The sequence below is a fragment of the Staphylococcus felis genome (assembly GCF_003012915.1).
GTDB lineage: Bacteria > Bacillota > Bacilli > Staphylococcales > Staphylococcaceae > Staphylococcus > Staphylococcus felis.
This window is the reverse complement of sequence record NZ_CP027770.1, coordinates 987,772-1,007,732: the sequence shown is the minus strand read 5'-3', so window position 1 is coordinate 1,007,732 and position 19,961 is coordinate 987,772. Positions and strand designations below refer to the sequence as shown.

The 19,961-nt window shown below is 35.5% G+C and carries 14 protein-coding genes; 6 read left to right on the top strand and 8 right to left on the bottom strand.

The window, feature by feature from the left end:
* Nucleotides 1-155 precede the first annotated feature (155 nt).
* Entirely contained in the window at nucleotides 156-1,037 is an 882-nt protein-coding gene (locus C7J90_RS04710; RefSeq protein WP_103210030.1) for an SDR family oxidoreductase, read from the bottom strand.
* 129 nt (nucleotides 1,038-1,166) lie between these two features.
* Complete coding sequence (locus C7J90_RS04705; protein ID WP_103210031.1) at nucleotides 1,167-2,294, bottom strand: hypothetical protein; 1,128 nt, start codon at nucleotides 2,292-2,294, stop codon at nucleotides 1,167-1,169.
* Nucleotides 2,295-2,591: 297 nt separating this feature from the next.
* On the opposite strand from C7J90_RS04705, the gene C7J90_RS04700 reads away from it, so the two are divergent.
* Nucleotides 2,592-4,586 (top strand): catalase, encoded by a 1,995-nt coding sequence (locus C7J90_RS04700; protein ID WP_103210032.1) that lies wholly within the window; start codon nucleotides 2,592-2,594, stop codon nucleotides 4,584-4,586.
* 27 nt (nucleotides 4,587-4,613) lie between these two features.
* On the top strand, nucleotides 4,614-5,480 hold the full coding sequence (locus C7J90_RS04695; protein WP_103210033.1) for an SDR family oxidoreductase: 867 nt from the start codon (nucleotides 4,614-4,616) through the stop codon (nucleotides 5,478-5,480).
* 101 nt (nucleotides 5,481-5,581) lie between these two features.
* Here C7J90_RS04695 and C7J90_RS04690 read toward each other — a convergent pair whose 3' ends face one another.
* A complete protein-coding gene (locus tag C7J90_RS04690) occupies nucleotides 5,582-9,970 on the bottom strand; it encodes an Ig-like domain-containing protein (protein ID WP_158701907.1) in 4,389 nt (1,462 codons plus the stop codon).
* 210 nt (nucleotides 9,971-10,180) lie between these two features.
* Here C7J90_RS04690 and C7J90_RS04685 point away from each other — a divergent pair, with 210 nt between their 5' ends.
* Nucleotides 10,181-10,390: a hypothetical protein gene (locus C7J90_RS04685; RefSeq protein ID WP_103210036.1), complete on the top strand. Its 210-nt coding sequence runs from the start codon at nucleotides 10,181-10,183 to the stop codon at nucleotides 10,388-10,390.
* 337 nt (nucleotides 10,391-10,727) lie between these two features.
* Here C7J90_RS04685 and C7J90_RS04680 read toward each other — a convergent pair whose 3' ends face one another.
* Complete coding sequence (locus tag C7J90_RS04680; protein ID WP_103210037.1) at nucleotides 10,728-11,612, bottom strand: alpha/beta fold hydrolase; 885 nt, start codon at nucleotides 11,610-11,612, stop codon at nucleotides 10,728-10,730.
* Between the two features lie 142 nt (nucleotides 11,613-11,754).
* Entirely contained in the window at nucleotides 11,755-13,173 is a 1,419-nt protein-coding gene (locus C7J90_RS04675) for a phosphate--AMP phosphotransferase (protein ID WP_103210039.1), read from the bottom strand.
* Between the two features lie 409 nt (nucleotides 13,174-13,582).
* Here C7J90_RS04675 and C7J90_RS04670 point away from each other — a divergent pair, with 409 nt between their 5' ends.
* A complete protein-coding gene (locus C7J90_RS04670) occupies nucleotides 13,583-14,287 on the top strand; it encodes a transglycosylase SLT domain-containing protein (RefSeq protein WP_103210041.1) in 705 nt (234 codons plus the stop codon).
* Nucleotides 14,288-14,535: 248 nt separating this feature from the next.
* Nucleotides 14,536-16,380, top strand: coding sequence for an acyltransferase family protein (locus C7J90_RS04665; protein WP_103210043.1), 1,845 nt, complete (start codon nucleotides 14,536-14,538; stop codon nucleotides 16,378-16,380).
* Between the two features lie 244 nt (nucleotides 16,381-16,624).
* On the opposite strand, the gene C7J90_RS04660 is transcribed toward C7J90_RS04665, so the two are convergent.
* From C7J90_RS04660 to C7J90_RS04650, 3 genes are all read right to left on the bottom strand, one after another.
* Nucleotides 16,625-17,035 (bottom strand): hypothetical protein, encoded by a 411-nt coding sequence (locus C7J90_RS04660; protein ID WP_103210045.1) that lies wholly within the window; start codon nucleotides 17,033-17,035, stop codon nucleotides 16,625-16,627.
* Nucleotides 17,036-17,101: 66 nt separating this feature from the next.
* Nucleotides 17,102-18,262 carry an ABC transporter permease gene (locus C7J90_RS04655; RefSeq protein WP_103210047.1) on the bottom strand — a complete coding sequence of 387 codons (1,161 nt, stop codon included), beginning with the start codon at nucleotides 18,260-18,262 and terminating at the stop codon, nucleotides 17,102-17,104.
* A gap of 4 nt (nucleotides 18,263-18,266) precedes the next feature.
* A complete protein-coding gene (locus tag C7J90_RS04650) occupies nucleotides 18,267-18,941 on the bottom strand; it encodes an ABC transporter ATP-binding protein (RefSeq protein WP_103210049.1) in 675 nt (224 codons plus the stop codon).
* 416 nt (nucleotides 18,942-19,357) lie between these two features.
* On the opposite strand from C7J90_RS04650, the gene C7J90_RS04645 reads away from it, so the two are divergent.
* A complete protein-coding gene (locus C7J90_RS04645; RefSeq protein ID WP_103210050.1) occupies nucleotides 19,358-19,915 on the top strand; it encodes a M23 family metallopeptidase in 558 nt (185 codons plus the stop codon).
* Nucleotides 19,916-19,961: the final 46 nt, after the last annotated feature.

Below are 19,961 nucleotides of genomic sequence, written 5' to 3'. Positions count from 1 at the left end.
GTGAGACTATTGTTTTTATCATTGTGATCAAAGAAAAGATTAATATCACAAGCCTCCAGTCACATCGCACTAGTTAAAAAGGATTGAAAAAAGCGAATCATCCGCTTTCTTCAATCCTAGATAATATATTTTGACGAATATCTAACTCAAAATTTTTAATTAATTGGTGCGCCACCTGTGACACCATACACTTGTCCTGTAATAAAGCTTGCGTTTTCAGAAGCTAACAATACATACACATCTGCAAGTTCAACAGGCTGTCCCGCACGTTGTAATGGTTGATTTTGTCCAAACTCAGGAATATTAACTTGCGGCTGACCACCACAAATTTGAAGTGGTGTCCACACTGGACCTGGTGCTACTGCATTGACCCGAATCCCCTTAGGTCCTAATTGTGCTGCAAGTCCTTTAGTTAATGAGACATTACAAGACTTTGTCATCGCATAATCGAGTAGATGCGGACTCGGTTTCATTGCTTGAATAGAAGACGTTAAAATAATACTTGAACCTGCTTCTAAATAATTCAATGCCTCCTGAATAGAATAAACTGTCGAAAACACATTCACTTCAAATGTGTCTGTTAATTGTTTAGGATCTAATTTTTGAATATCATATTCAAACTGTTGCATACCTGCATTTAATACGAGAATATCTAACCCACCAAGTGCATCATAAGCATCTTTAACCATTTGTTTGGCATACGTTGCATCACGCAAATCACCTGGTAAGAGTACTGCTGTTTGACCTGCTTTTTCAATCACTGCTTTTACATCTTCTGCATCTTGTTGTTCATCGGGATGATACGCAATTGCAACGTCAGCCCCTTCTTTAGCGTATGCAATCGCAGCTGCACGGCCAATACCTGAATCAGCTCCCGTTACTAATGCTTTTTTACCAACAAGTTTCTCTGCACCTTGGTAAGTCTCTTCTCCACAATCTGGCACAGGTGTCATTTTATGTTGAAGACCTGGATAATCTTGAGGCTGCTTTTCATACTTTTCATGATAAAATTGCGTCACTGGATTTTGTTTCGCCATTCAAAAAACCTCACTCTTTCATTTTTTTATAAACCATTCCCTTAAAACAAAAAAGTAAAACAAGGTTGTTGAGCGCGGAGGTTGGGACAAAAGCGCTTTGGATTTGAGCAATTAATGGCTTTACAGTTTTTATGTTCGATTGTGTCGCAACCATTTTTGAACTTTTTTAAATTCTTGCCAGTCTTCATCATGATATAAAGGAATTTCATAGCGTTTTAATTGCGAAAGTACGTATGACTGTATAGATTTAGGAAGGTAGTGCAAAACACCCGGATAATATTTTTCATAAAAAGATAATGTGTAGCTTTGAATGATTGTCTCAGCTGAGCTTGGAATATCCTTAACTAAATATTCCGCTAGTGCTCTGCCACCTTTTTTGAGAATATATAGCGCATAAAAATCCAATCGTTCATTGACACCCCATTGTATGCCTGTAGGGTGAATCGTTCTATTTTTTAACGGTAAGCCTAATCGATACATATCATTTTCCATTTCGACCAGTATACGCTGTTGAACATTCAAAAAAGATTCGGACACTTTAACTGATTGTATCGCATCCTCTACCAATTCAGGGTGACTGTGGCATGCGATGTGCGTATGACCAACTGCTGTTAATCCAAGTGTATGCGGTAGATTGATCATACCCGCAATTGCTTGTTCTGCCTCAATTTTAGTCATATTCATCGTTTTAGGATTTAATTGTAATCCTGTAATCATATATGTTGTATTAAAATAATCTTTATACAAAATGGCTCCAATCGCATAGTAGTCAGAGGATATTTTAGGAAAGTGAGTCTGCATTACATTCGTTTTAATAATTTTACTTTCTACTTTATCGTACATTGTATATTGATGTACTGTCTCAGGACCAAAATCAAGCGAAACTTTATTTGTGTCATCAGGGGTTAAAGCCATTGCTGATAAATTCGGTATATCACCACTAAAATTAAGCGTTTTGACTTCTTTATTAATCATTTTATTAAAATTCCAGAAGCGCGTTCCTTTACGACATATTACAGTCGCCCCTGTCCGTTTTGCTATCATCTTTTTGGTTCTATCTGAAACATGAAGCTTCATGTCTATGGATTCATAATATTGTCCGCACAACGCTGCTAATGCCTCTGCGACTAAATCTGTCCTAACTGATATAGGATCCGCCATTTCAAAACGAATCATCCCTTCATAAAATCCATCATGATAATGCGCTTGTACAATACCTTGCTTATTGACGATTGCTTCAAACGTAATCTGTGACATGTCATTACTCCTCATCTCTAAACAGTTCATCTCTATTTTATCTTGAATTTATGAATCATGTACAAAGATTGTAAATTTTATTTTAAAACATTCATTAAAACCATTCTTATGCCAATACAAATATATGCCGTTGATTTCTATTGTATTCATCAATCGTTATGTTTTAATCTCGTAAATTAATGGTAATGTTTTTAAGAGGAAGTGACATTGTATGTACAGATTAAAATAACGGCACTTACCTTATCATCGATGTCATATTCTCCTACTTGATTTATCATTGAAAGGGGAAATCATACTATGTCGAATCAAAAAGATAAAGATTTAGAAGCATTTCGTAAGCACAATGACAATCAAGCAATGACAACGAACCAAGGAATTAAAGTGAATGAAGATGAAAATACACTTACAGCTGGAGATCGTGGTCCAAGTTTACTTGAAGATTTTCACTTTAGAGAAAAGATAACGCATTTTGACCATGAACGTATTCCAGAACGCGTCGTACACGCTAGAGGATATGGCGCACATGGTGATTTTGAACTTTATGAAGATTTGTCGGACGTCACATATGCTGACTTTTTAACAGATACTCAAAAGGTGACACCTGTTTTTGTAAGATTTTCAACTGTTCAAGGTTCAAAAGGCTCGCCTGATACTGTTCGAGATGTTCGAGGGTTTGCGACAAAATTTTATACCGATCAAGGTGTTTTTGATCTTGTTGGCAATAACATTCCGGTCTTCTTCATCCAAGATGCTATTAAGTTTCCAGACTTAATTCATGCTGTTAAACCTGAACCCCATAACGAAATCCCTCAAGGTGGCTCAGCTCATGATACATTTTGGGATTTTTTCGCACAAAATCCCGAATCAACTCATACGACTGTATGGGCAATGAGCGACAGAGGTATTCCTAAAAATTATAGACAAATGGAAGGTTTCGGAGTGAATACATTTCGTTTGGTCAATAAAGAAGGACAGTCACACTTTGTTAAGTTTCACTGGAAGCCTATTTATGGTCTTGAATCAATGGTATGGGATGAAGCACAAATTGTATCAGGTAAAAACATTGATTTTCATCGTCAAGATTTGTATGAATCCATTCAAAAAGGCGATTATCCCGCTTGGGAACTGGGTATACAACTTATTCCTGAAAAAGATGAATTTAAATATGACTTTGACATATTAGATCCAACCAAAATTTGGCCAGAAGATGAAGTTCCAGTCAAAATAGTTGGTAAAATGACGTTAAACCGTAATGTTGATAACGTATTTGCTGAAACCGAACAAGTTGCATTCCATCCAGGCCATATTGTACCAGGTATCGATTTTTCAGATGATCCATTACTACAAGGGCGACTTTTTTCATATACAGATACACAAATTTCACGTTTAGGCAGTCCCAATTTTCATCAAATTCCAATTAATCGCCCTATTAATCCAGTGCATAACAATCAGAGAGATGCCATGCATCAAATGAATGTGCATCAAGGTCAAACTTCTTATCATATGAATAGTTTAAATGATAATGAGCCCCATACTTCTTCACGTGAGGAAGGTGGATTTGAGCACTATCAAGAAAAAGTAGAAGGACGAAAAGTTCGTCGTCGAAGTGAAAGCTTTAAAGATTACTATTCTCAAGCTAGACTCTACCTAAATAGTTTAACAAAACCAGAATACGATCATACTATTGATGGGTTCTCATTCGAACTTGGTAAATGTCAGTCGCTTAAAGTCAAACAAAATGCAGTCAATCAACTCAATAAAATATCTAGAGATTTAGCTGAACGTGTCGCAGAAAATATCGGAGTAGAAGCACCTCAGAAAAATGAAGAAGTTCCATCAAACAAAAGCGACTCACAACTCACAATGGAAAAATTCAAGCGCCCTATTCGCGGACATTCTGTGGCCATAATAATAGATGGAAATATCGATGTAGAGACGTTAAAAACTTATGCCAGCGTACTCACACATCATCAATTAAACTATGCATTTATATCAGATAAACCTCGTGACATCCAAGAAGACTTTGGTATTACAGAAACTTTCGATACTGTGCATCCTACCTTATTTGATAGCTTAATCGTTTTATCAGAAAGTGAAAATATCTTTGACCAAACTGAATTATTTGCTGAGATGACATATAACCATTTCAAGCCACTTATCCTGAATGAACAAGCGGCTCAAGGACTTTTAAATAGCAAAGTGGATACAACTCAACCGGGGATTTTTGTATCCAATGATCCTGAAACTGTGATTAACGCATTTGAACAACCACGTTATTGGGATCGCGCATAATTAAATACGACTAACGAGGTGACCTATATGGATTTACAACAATTTCATGATTCTATCAAAGGATATACGCAAGAGACACAACCAGGTTCTGAAAAAGATATGAATCCAAAGCCGATTTTTGAATTGGACAGTTATCGACCTGCAGGGAAACTTAAGGGTAAAGTCGCACTCATAACAGGTGGAGATTCAGGTATTGGCCGTGCTGTTGCAATTCATTTTGCTAAAGAAGGGGCAGACGTTGCGATTGGTTATTTAAATGAACATATCGATGCTGAACAAACTGTAAATAGACTAGTAGAACTGGGCGTTAAAGCCAAAGCATATGCCCATGACTTACGAAATGCTGATGAATCAAAAGTTTTAATTGATAAAGTGGTTCAAGATTTTGGTGGGTTAAATATTTTAGTCAACAATGGTGCGGTTCAATTTCCAAAAGACCATTATGAAGATGTCACGCCAAAACAGATCCAAACCACTTTTGAAACTAACATTTATGGCATGATGTATTTATCGCAAGCCGCGCTGCCACACTTATCTAGCGGCGATAAAATCATAAATACGACGAGTGTTACAGCTTATCGTGGTTCAGCACATTTGATTGATTACTCTTCTACTAAAGGTGCGATTGTCTCATTTACACGTTCACTCGCAACATCACTCATGGACAAAGGGATTTATGTTAACGCTGTCGCACCTGGACCTATTTATACACCTTTAATTCCATCAACATTCGATGAAGATAAGGTCGAAAATCAAGGCAATGATACGCCGATGGGGCGAAGAGGTCAACCGGCAGAACTTGCACCATCCTATGTGTTCTTAGCTTCAACAGATAGCTCATATATGACAGGTCAAACATTGCACCTTAATGGTGGCGATTATTTAAGTTCGTAACATCATAAAAAAGGGTGGAACACGAAGCCAAAATGCTTCTGTTCCACCTTTTTTAAGAGTGATAATACCGCTCGTTTGGATAAACGTATCATCAAGCTGATTTACGATTGGGTAGTATCTTTTTGCTTTCTTCTATAGAAATTTGCAAGCACTCCAAAACCAAATAATGACATGATCCAACCTGTTCGTGCGTTGTCTGTAGAGGTTCCCGTGTTAGGTAAAGTAGTATCTCTTGAATTATGATTGTCTTTATCCTTCTCAACCACTTTAGCTCGAATGACAACATTTGTGTTTCCACTAGGCTCTTTCGGGATAGATTGACTGAGTAATTCAGTCTGTTGAAGCGAAATCATTGTTTTAGCTTCAATATTGGATGGATCAACCTGTGTCATTTCTTCAGCTAATGGCTTTGGATTCGCCTTTTGATTATCTATAATACTTTGTATTAATTCCGGATTATGATCTACTTCTGCTTTTTGATCATCTTCCGGTGTTTCTGCTTCTTCTGAGTTTTCAATCGGTTCTTCCGTTGTTTCACCCTTCCCGGAATTTTCAGCTAGTTCTTCCTCTGTTTTATCTACTTTCGAATTTTCAACTGGCTCTTCTGCTGTTTCATTCTCTCCTGAATCTTCAACCGGTTCTTCCGTTGTTTCACCCTTCCCGGAATTTTCAGCTAGTTCTTCCTCTGTTTCATTCTCTCCTGAATCTTCAACCGGTTCTTCCGATATGACTATAGCTTTGACTGTCACTTCTGTCACAGGTGATTCATTTGTCGATTGATCTGTTGCTTTGATTTGTATTTTTTCGCCACCTGCTAAATCTATTGGGATGTTTGCCGTGAACTCACCTGCTTCATTTGCCGTTACTTCATCTGTTGTACCATCTGCGAATATCACTGTAACGGTGCTGTTAGGTTCTGCTGTTCCTTTGATATTCTCTGATTCTGATGTTACCTCGTCTACTTTAGGTGCTTCCGGTGCTTTAGTATCGACGATTCGACCAATCCCTGGTAATGAGTAATTGCCAGCTTTATCCACTTCAAATACATAGACTCGATCCCCTACATTAAGTGTGATATCCCATGGCACACCTATCATCCACGTTCCATTGCGTCCTACTTTTGTAGAAACTAAACGATTGTTCGGGAGTCGCACATGTATCTCATCTTTATACGTTTCACCATGCCCCCATATAATATGTGAACCCGCTTCAGTATTTGTAACAACAGGTCTCACGGGTCTAATCGTATCAATGACATTTTTAAATGTAAGTTCAGACACGTTTCCCGCCTTATCTATTGTTTTGGCAATGATTTGATCATTAAATTCAAGGTGAATTGACTCAGGTACTTTGATAGTCCAAGTGCCATTATCTAACACATCTGTAGTTACGATTGTTCCATTTTGGAATCGGAATTCTAGTATAGTATTGGGCTCTGCTGAACCTTTCACTTCTTTGCTTCCCGCTTGAGTTGGGAAAATAACTGGCGACTCTGGACGAATAGTATCAGTAACTTTTATAGATTCAACTTGTGATGATGTTTCGCTTTCTTTAGTAGCGACCACTTGAACTGTATCATTCAAAGCAAGTGCTTGTGATTTAGGAACATTGATTGTAAATGCCCCCGTTTCATCTGCTTGTGTATTTAAAACTTCACCAGAAGGTAACGTCACTTGAACAGATGCTTGATTACTTGTTTGGCCAGATATCACCTGGTTGTTATATTCGATAGGCTTAACTGTTAATGGTGTCACAACTTGCTTATCTAAATAAGGTTCAAGCTGAGCCATTAGTGCTTCTTTCTCTGTTTCTGATGAAACTTCACTCACATCTTGAACTAGGCGGTATATTTGTATGCGATAGTCATTACTAGGAGTAGCATTAATCTTTTCAATAAGTGTATGAATATCATTTTTAATAGTTTCCGTATAGCGTGTTTCGACATTTTCCATTGTTTCGTCGTTAACCTTGAATCCTTTTTCTGTTAACGTATATGTCACTGTTTCTTTTCCAGATTCAGGTAAAGACATCTCTTCACCTGTTTCAATGCGTTTGATTTGTCTACGCGAAGGCTCACGATGCTTGACTATAATTTGATCACTATATTCTAACGTATAATCATTACTTACACTTGAGCCTTCATCATTGCCAATAAAAGATTGGTCAAATACAACTGTTCCATCTTGCTTTTTAATTGTGACATGAGCGTACTCATCATTAAAGTGAAGATGTGGCTGGCCTTTATTTTGTCGATATTGGACTTGTTTTGTACTAGGATCATAACTCACTGACGCAAACTCCCAGTTTGATAAACCTTGTAATGAAATCTTTTGAGAGATTGCCTTTTGTGTGATATCAATTTGTGGGTAATCTAACGTCTTTTCATTGTTTCGATTTTCACGTATGACTAAATAGGCATGTGCTGGCAAGGCTAAAGCTTCTGTTAATGGCGCAACAACCTTGTAAACACCTGCACGAATCTGATCAAACTTTGCTACACCGTTCTCAACAATAGCTTCAGCCACTTTAACTGTTCCATCTAATAGCTGAACTTTAGAACCATTAGGGAGTGTGTGTCCATTTAAATTCAAACGAATCGTCGCAGGTGCAGTCACTTGAGTATCAGCAATATCAGATGATTTAACGAGCTCATATATCGTCGCTAAGCCTAATTTTTCAATGTATTTTTGACGTTCTGCTTCATCTTCAATCAACATTGCTAACGGATAAATGTATGAATGCGTATATTCGTTTAGACGATCTTCTAAATATTGCGGCGTATCAATCTTAAATAAGTCAAAATAAGCTAAACCATTATAACCTCTATTGGCTAACCAATATTCCCCTACCCATGCTGGCATATCAATTGATAAAGAAGTTTTAGAAGATTCAACACGTAGCTTTTGTAACATTTCAGTGAAACCCTCAATAGTTGTTAAACGTACGATACGCGTCATAAAATCCAAACGCTCTTTCAGCGAAAATTCATTAATATGACGATATACCTCCTTATCTAGCAATTCGTCTTGTACATAGCGTTGAAAACCTTCTTGGTCACCTTGGTATAACCATCCCTTTTCTTCTTTTTCTACATTCATCTGATATTCATTTGCTAAAATATTATTCCATACTTCTAATAAAGGCATTTTAGGATCATCTGTTAACCATCCATCAAAACCATGTCCCACCTCATGTAACGCAAGCCATCCTTTTGTTAGATAGCTACGGATTGATTGCTCATTCGAACCCATATGATCCCATGACCAGTACGCTAAGCCATAGCCATTTTGATTCGCAACAGTAAAATACTTTTGACCTAGATTAAAATCAACTGAGTTTAGATTATCATTCAGTCCAACCCATTTGTTATACTTTTGAATAATGTCGTCATAATAATCAATCATTTCATCAAGATTGCGAAATGCTGTATCACCTTGTTGATTTTTCATATTTAATATACGGTCACGATCAACACGTGGGATTAAAAGCGCGTTATATGTACCATCCACATATGCATAACTTGAATCTTGGTCAACCCATTGTGTTTCAAACGCTTCTTGACTTTGGCCACGACGATACGTTGGCAATGCTTTTATATTATTATGTTCAACATAAAAATCGATTAACGGTGGATTGTCAAGTCCTCTTGGCAAGTATACAAATGCTGCGCTATCAAGTCCTGTTGATATAGACACCCACTCTCCACTTTTAGGCACAACTTCATTTTTGTTAAATTGACCGTCATTCGTCATAAGACTTACACGAAGGTCTGATTCATTTTGTTCTTTCGCTTGACGAATATAAAGTTTGGCATTTTCAGGTAAAATAATCCCCAAGCTTTCTCTTCCTTGTCCTAGACCGCGATTCATCCCTAATGTTTGAGCAACCTTAGACCCTTGCAATACAGGTACCTCTTTTCGATAGACTGTTTCCTCAATACCCTCAACTTCAATTTGTGTCGTCTTAGCCTCAGGTGACGGTGATGGATGGTCTACTGCATTATTGGCAACAGAACGAAAACTATTTTGCTTTACAGTTGCGTTTTCCAGTTGTTTCATTTCATTGTTGGTGTTCTTTTGACCTTCATGAATGACGTCATCTGAAGGTGTATTCGTAGCGATATCATTAAGACTATTTGAGACACTTTCCATTTTTAAAGTATCCGCTTGAGCAGTTATATCTTCTTGATCTTTATGTTTATTATCGATTGGCGTTTCTAATGTATCTGATTCAACATTTTCACTTTCTGTTTCTACTGGCATTGGCGACGCTGTTTTCTGTTCATTGTGATTTAGCGGCTCATTTGTTGAAGGTGCTATTTCGCTTTTTTGTGTGAGCGATGTGTTCGTTTCTGCTGCTTTTGCTTCATGAGTCATTGACAATAATACTGTAGCTCCAAACAATACCGAAGCAATCCCAATATTGAATTTACGTATTGCATATCTATTTTCCTTATGCACTCCAAAGTTTTGACGGTTACGGTTACTCATTAACTCATATGTCCTCCTATTTATCATGTCTTAACTTTATATTAACAGAGCGCAATATGTTTATAAAGTAAATTTTAAATTGCAAAATCAATTGAAATGTCTTATTTAAGTAAAACTTAAGACTTGCTAGAATCTATTACTTTAGACCCATGAGATACTATACGAATTTATGTAAAATTGTGAATACTACCTACAGATTGGAGGGATAATATGCGAACAATCATACGGGCGGCTATCGCAGTAGTCACAATCATAGCCATCACAAACTTCATAGACAAACCAGACAATTTATCAACACTCGAACATTATAAAGATCAAGTTGTCTACAGCGATTCAGTACAATCTTTTTTAAATAGCAAGCCTATTGAACATGTCCAAAATTTAGAACTAAGCGATGTGTTACCGTCGGATTTCTTTTAATGCCACTATGATGATTTAAGTATACAGGTTAATCAGCCTTCACTATATGCGTCATCATTGTGCTTAATGCTTATTCGGCATAGATATTTTTTTGCGGCTATAATTTATATGCAAAAAACTGGAACAAAAGTACGTGATACGAGGGGTGTTGAGAGACTAGCATGCATATACCGTCTACTGCTTCCCAGAAGAAAAGGCGTTATACCTCGTTCACTACTTCAGTTCCAGTTTATTTTTTATTCTTACTCTAAGACGTTTGAAAATATTAATTACAAAACGTTTGCGTCAAGCACTTAAAATCATTCGCGCGCTCCCCATACTTATATCTATTTTTATTTTATTCAAGTACCAACCAATGATTCAGGTGATATTCAATACTGCCAAGTTGCCCATCATCTTCACGATCTAATACACGTAAAAAATCGAGGTGCCCTACATCAGGATATATAATTGACTTAACCTTAGCCCCTCTCGCTTCAAATCGTTCAATCGTCTCTTTGGAATCCTTGTTTGGAAAAATGACATCTTCTTCCCCTAGCAAAAATAAAATATCTGGCATTTGCTGAATGCGATCAATATCATCTAAATAATTCGTATTTAAAGTATATTGTAAATCTGTAATCATTGCGTTAATGGGGGCAAAATAATTCAAAAAGTCGATATCTTTTTGGTTTTTATACTTTTTTGAGATACCGCGCTCAAGAACATACTCAGGAATGCTTTTAATCATCCCATCATTAGTATCTGGAGTCATCTCTTTAATCACTTCAGTCATTAACTTACTGATTCTAATTTCTTTGTAATCAATCTTGGCTGCACTGTTCAAATAAATCAAATGTGTAATAGGCAATGTATTATAACCTGCTAATTTTGTCGCAATCAGCCCACCCATAGAGTAACCAATAATGGCTAACTTTTCGATATGTTCTGTTTCAACAATATTGACCAGTGCCTCATTCACTCTCGTTGCATAGTCCGATAAGTCATGATCTTTTCGATTAAGCGTTGTACTTTGACCACGGCCAGGACAATTAATAAAAATCAAACGCACGTCATGTAAGTATTTTTCAAACACTGTCATAATTTTATAATTCATCACTGCACCATGTAACAAAACAATGGCGTACTTAGATTGTTTTGCTCCTGTTGAAACAATTTCTAACTGATCATCTTGATGCTTCGTTAACGTCATAACGTTATGTTCATAATTTGAATGTGACATTCATCTAACCTCTGTTTCTATATTCATAAAATTGGCATTAGTATAGCCTATCATTATAAACTTAGCTACTTCGTGTTATTAATCATATACCTATATTATAGTACAAATGCATCACATGAGAATCGCACTCAAGGCTTAGCAACTAATAATCTTTAACGCCCCAAAGCTTTTCTTCACATTTCTTAATGATATATTTTAAGACTTGAATACGTGCTGTTTTTTTATGGTCTGCAGGTACGACTAACCAAGGGGCATCATTCGTATTGGTTTTTTCGATCATTTCATCACTTGCCTGCACGTATAAATCCCACTTTTCACGATTACGCCAATCTTCATCCGTAATCTTCCATTGTTTATTTTCATCTTCTTGACGGGCTTTAAATCGCTTGAGTTGTTCCTCTTTATCTAATGATAAAAAGAATTTTAATATAATTGCGCCTTCATCTGTCCACATTTTTTCAAAAGTATTGATTTCATGATAAGCACGCGTCCACTCACACTTATTCGCAAACCCTTCAACACGCTCAACTAAAACACGTCCATACCAACTACGGTCAAATATACTTATATGACCACTTTTTGGCATCACTGTTGCAAATCGCCATAAATAATGATGATTCAATTCAACATCAGACGGCGCACTAATTGCTGTCACCTCATAACCTGTCGGATCTAACAATTCACGGACACGCTTAATATTGCCCCCTTTACCTGCTGCATCCATTCCTTCATATACTAAAACAAGGGGGATCTTACGTTCATATAATGCGAATTGCAACTCTCTTAAGCGCAACTGCAATGCTTCAATTAGATCACGATATTCATCCTTTTTAACTTTTTCTGTTGGTTTTTTGAATCGTTTTGTTGTAAAGCCAGGTGTGAATTGTCCATCTGTGATACATTCCTTTGTTTGATATGTTTTGATTGCATTTTCTAGTCGCTCTATTAGACGATTATACATTTGCTCTATAGCTGCTTCTCGATGTGTATAGTCAATCACTTCCCAACTATAATCCATTAATTGTTGCATCATATCCACATACTGTTCTCTCGGAATCACATGTTCATATTCTTGCGCTTTCCAACTTGTAAGTGGATTTGCTTTCATTTGAGCAATGTGTTCTTGACGCTTATCTTCATTAATTTGGATATAAAATTTAATAATCTCATGATGGTCAGCATCAAGCATCGTTTCAAAATTCGTAATCGCATCACGCATCACTTTTCCATCTTTGAATAATGTCTTTTTAATATTATGCACATGGTAATCAATATAATGCGAATACCAACTACGAAAATAAATATTGATATGTCCCTTCGCAGGCAATGTATTCCAAAATTTTTGTAAAAATTGATACCTCAAGTCAAAGTCAGAAGGGGTTTTTGTTGCAATAAAATGCGTATATTTAGCATCTAACGTTAACAACAATTCATTTGTTAGTCGTGTTTTTCCAGATGCTGGAACACCTTCAAAGACGACCATAACAGGAATACCAAGTTCATTTGTGCGACGTGTCAACTTTGCTGCATGTAATCTTAATTGTTCAATTTTTTCATTCATATGTTTCACCTCAATTAACTATATTATACGTAAGTTTATATTTCACTGCTATTGTCTCATGTCCATTTTTGAGTATTTATTTCTTATTTTTCGTCTTCATTGCTGTCATAAGTATTACAATTTAAAACTGCACTGTAATATTTGTAATAGCAATCCGTACGCTATTTTTAAACGCCAGTTCACCTTAAAGCGAGTCTTACTAACATTTTCCCACTATAAAAAACGTAAATTTTCCATTATCAATATTACAAAAGCATTACACAAATGATATGTGAAAAGAACTTGTAATGTTTTGTTATTTACACGTAATTTACAAATAGCTTGAAGGTTGGTAGAGTGTGGTTGTTGAATTTTTTTGGTAAGCCAATTTGAAAATGAAAAAATTATTTTTACTGGAGGACTTATTATTATGAAGAAAACATTATTCGCTTCAACATTAGCGTTAACATTAGGAGTTACAGGCGTTGCGACTCACGCTACAGACGCAAATGCCGCTGAAGAAAACATTGATAAAGCAGAATTAGCAGAGTTAGCATCAAGCAATGACCCATCATTAAATCAACACCCAATTCATGAGGGTGCTTATGACTATACATTTACACTTGACGGTGTAAGCTACCACTTCTGGTCAAACGGTACTCAATTCGGTTGGTCATTCAATGGTTATGGCAATGTTACTGACACAGTAGCGCAACCATCACAATTTGACATCCAAGACGTAAATGCACAAGCAACGCAATCAAATGGTAGCAACACTGCTTCAACTGTACAACAATCAAACACTCAAGCACCAGCTGCAACAAGCGCGCCACAAACAACTCAAACATCAACAGCTAGTGCAGGTTCTATCACTTTAGGTAACGGTAATACTGCAGGTTCAGTTGGTTCAAGAGCCGCTCAAGAAATGGCTGCACGTACAGGTGTTCCAGCATCTACTTGGGAAACTATTATTGCACGTGAGTCTAATGGTCAATTAAATGCACGTAACGCATCAGGAGCTTCTGGTTTATTCCAAACTATGCCTGGTTGGGGTTCAACTGGTAGCTACAACGAACAACTTGATGCAGCTACAAAAGCATACAAAGCTCAAGGTCTTTCAGCTTGGGGTATGTAATATAGACGATGAAACGCTCTCTTAACGAGGGCGTTTTTTTGATTACTCATACGCATTCCCCTCTTCAACTTCTTTCCCTTTATTCATCTTTCGTTATGCCTTTTGATTTGATCTCACTTATAACGCATCATTCTTATTTTTAGATTGTAACCTTGGATTTTAACTTTATAAACTCCTTAAGATATGATAGGTTATACTCATATATACATAGAGACAGTTATAATTTTTAATGAAATGGTGGTTTATTCATGTCAGTATCTGAATTAAAGCGTACGCACCGCTATAAGTACAATCAAAAGCGTAGGTACTTGCCTGGTCTTGATGGTTTTAGAGCTATTGCGGTCCTTGCAATTATTATGTTTCACCTTAATCCTCTATGGCTACCAGGTGGCTTTTTAGGTGTTGATACTTTTTTTGTAATTTCAGGTTACTTAATCACTTCGTTACTCTTATCTGAATACACCCAGAAAAACCATATTGATTTAGTTCAATTTTGGTTGCGAAGAGTGAAGCGACTCATACCTGCAGTCTTTTTTATGATTACAATCGTTGTCATTTATACGATTCTATTTGAGCCACAAATCTTTTTCAGTGTTAAAAAAGATGCTATCGCGGCAATATTTTATGTTTCAAATTGGTGGTATATATTTGAAGATGTTGACTATTTTAATCAATTTGCTATAGAGCCTTTTAAACATCTATGGTCGTTGGCTATCGAAGAGCAATTTTATTTATTTTATCCTTTGATTCTCTTGATTTGTTTAAAAGTGTTCAAGAAAAAAACAACATTCTTTATTATTTTAGCAGTATCGCTCTTATCACTCATTTTGATGATAGCTTTAAGTTTTACAGTGGTCGATCATAACTATTCACGTCTTTATTTTGGGACAGATACACGATTACAAACCTTACTACTCGGTTCACTGTTAGCATTTATATGGCCACCGTTTAACCTGTCTCTTAATATACCGAAAAAACAAAATATCTGGATTAGTTTAATAGGACTATTCAGCATCGCGGGACTCATCTTGTTATTTTTCTTTATCAATAATAATGATACTTGGCTGTATATGGGTGGATTTTACCTTATTTCCGTTCTGACTTTGCTTATCATTGCAAGTTCAGTATTGCCATCAGGTATTTTTGCTATGGTATTAGGGAACAAATTATTCACTTATATTGGAAAACGTTCTTATAGTATGTATTTATGGCACTATCCTATTATTGTTTTCTTACATAGTCATTTCGTCAATGGTCAAATACCGTTTTATGTTTATATCATTGACATTGTACTTATTTTGATTATGACTGAGATTTCATATCACTTTATTGAAAATCCAATACGAAAGCATGGTTTTAAAGCTTTTTCTATTACACCTAAGCGTCTCATGTCTTTTGTAAGGTTAAGTATTACAACTGTTTTAACTTTAGCAACGGTACTCTTTTTATTAGGTGCCTTTGATGGAATTGGTGAAGTCCATAAAGAAAAGAAAAAAGAAACGAGCTTCACAACACACAATCAAACTTCAAAGTCTACCCAAGAGTCCAAAGACAACGAATCCAAGTCAACCGAAGCGCCAGCTGAAGATTTTGATATTGAAAAGGCTGAGCCGTTGCTTATTGGTGATTCTGTCATGGTTGATATTGGTGATATTTTCCATGAAAAGGTTCCAAATGCAACGATTGACGGTCAAGTCGGTCGCCAACTGATTGACGTCCCGGATTTGGTAGATAGCCAGTATCAATCTTTTAATTCAAAAGACGCTGATGTCGTTTTAGAATTGGGAACGAATGGCGATTTTACAAAAGAACAACTTGAAACACTACTCGCTCGATTTAAAAAAGCAAATGTTTACCTCGTGAATGTACGTGTTCCTCGCGAATACGAATCACATGTCAATGCATTAATGGCAGAAGCAGCTAAAAAGCATAAAAATGTGCATCTGATTGATTGGTATTCAGCTTCTGAAGGACACACAGACTATTTTGCCTATGATGGTATTCATTTAGAATATGAAGGATCAAAAGCATTATCTGACTTAATTCAAAGTCGTATTAAAAAACATCATGAAACAGAAACCTCATCCTCATAACATGTCATGAATGAATGAGCCTTTCTAAACTTGTTAACATTTTAGAAAGGCTCATTTCTTTCAATTCATACTTTAAAAATGACAAAATTAAAAGGAAATCAAACACCATGCTGTTGTCTGACTTCCTCATTTAATCTGCTTTTACAAATACTTCTTATGTGTATAATTAGGATTTTAGCCCGCCATAAATGCCCTAGTTCATTTTTTCATGTAATTCGAGCACGATATTCGACTAGACTTTATACTAAAACTCGCCTTTTTTTATCTTTTTCACCACTCCGATTACAACTGTAATCAAAGCTGTTAAGATAAATTGTTGAATAAATAAGCCTAGATACGTTTTCAAACCTATTTCTCTATTAAATTCAAATGTAGATGATCCGCTTTGAATTGTGTTGTTTTCTATCATTTGCATCGGTGCACTGATTAATAAAATATACATGAGTACCGCATACAAAATACTCATCATTCCAACGATTCCCCACTTAAATTTATAGTTAGATGCTATTCTAGCCCCTAGTATAGCTAACAATATTGTAGGCAATACTTGTCCAAATATCATAAAACGAAAAATACTCATTTGACCCATCACAAGAAAACAGAAGACATATTCGCTAATGATAAGGGCTAATATAACATAATCCCACTTTTTCATAATGTCATTCCACCTCTATTTGGATTAATTTTGTTGAATATGTAGCATCATGATTGCAAACATCATTTACTTCATACCTTCGACTACATTTTTATTGGCTGCAACCATTGCTGGTAGCATACTAAATAAAACACCTAAAATAGCAGTAGCAGCTAATGTGATGAGTACTTGTATAGTTGAAACCGCTGAGTCAACTCCAGATAAATTCATTAAAGCAATAAAAATAAATGCCGAAATCACTCCCATGATGCCACCCATGATTGATAATAAAGTTCCCTCTATCATATAAGATAGGTAAATATGCGATTTTTTAGCACCTAATGCTCTTCTAATAGCAATTTCTCTACTCCTCTCACTTACGGTAGAAAACATTGCATTCATCACTCCAAACCCAGCAACAAAAATAGAGATACTTGATAAAATAGCGATAAAATTTAAAATGGTGTTTGCTTCTTTTTTAGTATCTTTATAGGTTTGAACATTGTCTATAAAATCATAGGTTCCTCTTTCCCTATGTGTTCCTTTCTGATCTAAAATCGCTAACATTTTGTATATGTCAGATGTTTTAGATGTTGAAACTTCCATTTCATCATAAAAGACATGATTTTTTAAAATGGCCTTTTCACTTTTTGTTGAAACAATCATATCTGGTATAACTTCTTTAACTGCTGAACTTTGATATATTGTTTTAATTTTATATTGACGCTGATCTATCGTTAATACTTTATCTAAACCATTTTCGATATCATTACTTCGCGTTAATTTCATAAGCGCTTTATCACTTATCGCAACTTGACCTACGTTTTGAATATGATGAATGTCTTTACCTTTTAAAACTTCGGGCAATTCAACATGGTTTTCTTTCAAATTATGTTCTGTTCTAAAACTCAAAATTTGTTGATTACCATTCAGTTTGACTGGTATCATTTTTCCGTATGAACTTGATATCAGCTTAGGATGATAACCTGTTTGTTTTTGGATGATTTGACTATCTTCATCTGTAAAACCTTCTAAATCTAATTTGTCATGTGGTGTGAACGTGAGTGATGTTGTATGTTCATCTATTTTCATATCTTCTGATAATGCATTAAACGTATATGACTGACTTGATAATATGATTAACACGACAAATGTTGCTATACCTATTGCAATCGATGTTAAAATACTTTGCCTTTTGTTACGTTTCAATAGTTTCAAAACATCTTTAAAAATTTGATAATATTTCACTCTTTTAACCTAATTTCTCCATTAATTGACCTTCTTTTATTTCTAAAATTTTAGAGCTTTTATTTGCGACTTTTGGATCGTGTGTCACTAATATAATTGTTTTCCCCTCTTTGTTCAGTTGTACTAATATATCTAAAATCTCATCTCTCGTCTCTTCATCTAGAGATCCCGTAGGCTCATCAGCTATGATGACTTGAGGTTGATTAATGAGTGCTCTCATTATCGCTACTCTTTGCTTTTGTCCCCCAGATAAATTTGGTGGGTATTCACTCAATTTATCAAATATATTCATTTTTTTAGCTAGTTCATTGATTTTATTTGCGCTCGACTTCCGACTCGTATATAAAAAGGGAAGTAAAATATTCTCTTTTACATTATATTCATCGATTAAATTGAAGTTTTGAAAGATAAATCCAATATAATTATTTCTATATTCTGATAATTCATCATCGTTCATTTCTTTGACAGCAGCATGATTAAAGCAATATGCTCCTTCGAAATCTGAATCAATCAACCCTAATATATTAATTAATGTCGATTTTCCAACACCCGAAGTTCCCATTATAGAAATAAAATCTCCTTGCTCAACAATTAAATTGATATTATTGAGTACTTTGTTTTCTGTTTCACCATTTTGATATATCTTTTTTAAATTGGTACATTCTATTATGCTCTGCATTGTACACTCCTTTCGTATTCTCATATGATTTCTTTTTATTCATCATACTGTGGTTTATATTTATAAACAATGCTTATTGGGTGATATTAAATTTTTAAAACATATTATTAAAATAATCCAACATCTGATGTGCTAATTGCTTTTAAATCAAAAACACTTCCCTTAGAAGTGTTAAAAAAAGCGTATTCATTTTAATCTATTGTAATGTTCGATAGGTCACACTTTGACAATAGCTTTTACGTTCTTTTGCATTTATCAATTAGCCCTCAATAAAATAGCTTCACTATACTACTTTAGTCTGATGACCTTATACGTCTCTTTATGTATCTTTTCGCTCTGTAAGCATTTGTATTGCGCTATACATACGCTCTATTTACAATAAAGAAACATTTCATTCGTCTAGGTGAGGGGTTAAAATGAAAAATTGGATTGTATCGATTATAAGTTTGATAATTATTGGAATAATCATTATATATATCACGAATCATTTGAATGACTATCAACAAGACTATTCAAAATGGTACGATAATCAAGCAAATGAATGGTTTGAACAAGATCGTAAGACACATGGATTTGGCACATATAATTATAATTTATCATTTGATGGCGATAATCGTCATTATGGGATAGATTATCGTTTACCAGTTGGTACAGATATACTTGCCCCAACTGATGGCGTGGTCACGCGTATTTTCAAAGATGATTTAGGTGGCAATGTACTCGAAATAAAAGAAGAAAATGGACGTTATTACGAATGGTTTATGCATTTGAGTGACTATGAAGTTAAAGTTGGAGATTCTGTCGAAACAGGTGATGTTATAGCAAAGTCAGGAAATACAGGTGAGCGAACAACAGGCCCTCATCTTCACTTCCAACGTATGAAAGGCGGGATTGGTAACCGATTTGCGGAAGATCCAGAACCATTTATAGACTCATTGCCTAATGGACAACGCAGCTTATATCGTCTTAAGTAGTTTCGTGTCGTTCCAACATTGAGTAGGGTGGAGTAATGAATGACCT

Excerpts from the sequence above, each read along its gene's own strand:
- C7J90_RS04675 (WP_103210039.1), bottom strand. The coding sequence starts at position 13,173 with ATGAATGAAAAAATTGAACAATTAAGATTACATGCAGCAAAGTTGACA.
- C7J90_RS04670 (WP_103210041.1), top strand. The coding sequence starts at position 13,583 with ATGAAGAAAACATTATTCGCTTCAACATTAGCGTTAACATTAGGAGTT.
- C7J90_RS04705 (WP_103210031.1), bottom strand. The coding sequence starts at position 2,294 with ATGTCACAGATTACGTTTGAAGCAATCGTCAATAAGCAAGGTATTGTA.
- C7J90_RS04690 (WP_158701907.1), bottom strand. The coding sequence starts at position 9,970 with ATGAGTAACCGTAACCGTCAAAACTTTGGAGTGCATAAGGAAAATAGA.
- C7J90_RS04645 (WP_103210050.1), top strand. The coding sequence starts at position 19,358 with ATGAAAAATTGGATTGTATCGATTATAAGTTTGATAATTATTGGAATA.
- C7J90_RS04685 (WP_103210036.1), top strand. The coding sequence starts at position 10,181 with ATGCGAACAATCATACGGGCGGCTATCGCAGTAGTCACAATCATAGCC.
- C7J90_RS04700 (WP_103210032.1), top strand. The coding sequence starts at position 2,592 with ATGTCGAATCAAAAAGATAAAGATTTAGAAGCATTTCGTAAGCACAAT.
- C7J90_RS04650 (WP_103210049.1), bottom strand. The coding sequence starts at position 18,941 with ATGCAGAGCATAATAGAATGTACCAATTTAAAAAAGATATATCAAAAT.
- C7J90_RS04660 (WP_103210045.1), bottom strand. The coding sequence starts at position 17,035 with ATGAAAAAGTGGGATTATGTTATATTAGCCCTTATCATTAGCGAATAT.
- C7J90_RS04695 (WP_103210033.1), top strand. The coding sequence starts at position 4,614 with ATGGATTTACAACAATTTCATGATTCTATCAAAGGATATACGCAAGAG.
- C7J90_RS04710 (WP_103210030.1), bottom strand. The coding sequence starts at position 1,037 with ATGGCGAAACAAAATCCAGTGACGCAATTTTATCATGAAAAGTATGAA.
- C7J90_RS04680 (WP_103210037.1), bottom strand. The coding sequence starts at position 11,612 with ATGTCACATTCAAATTATGAACATAACGTTATGACGTTAACGAAGCAT.
- C7J90_RS04665 (WP_103210043.1), top strand. The coding sequence starts at position 14,536 with ATGTCAGTATCTGAATTAAAGCGTACGCACCGCTATAAGTACAATCAA.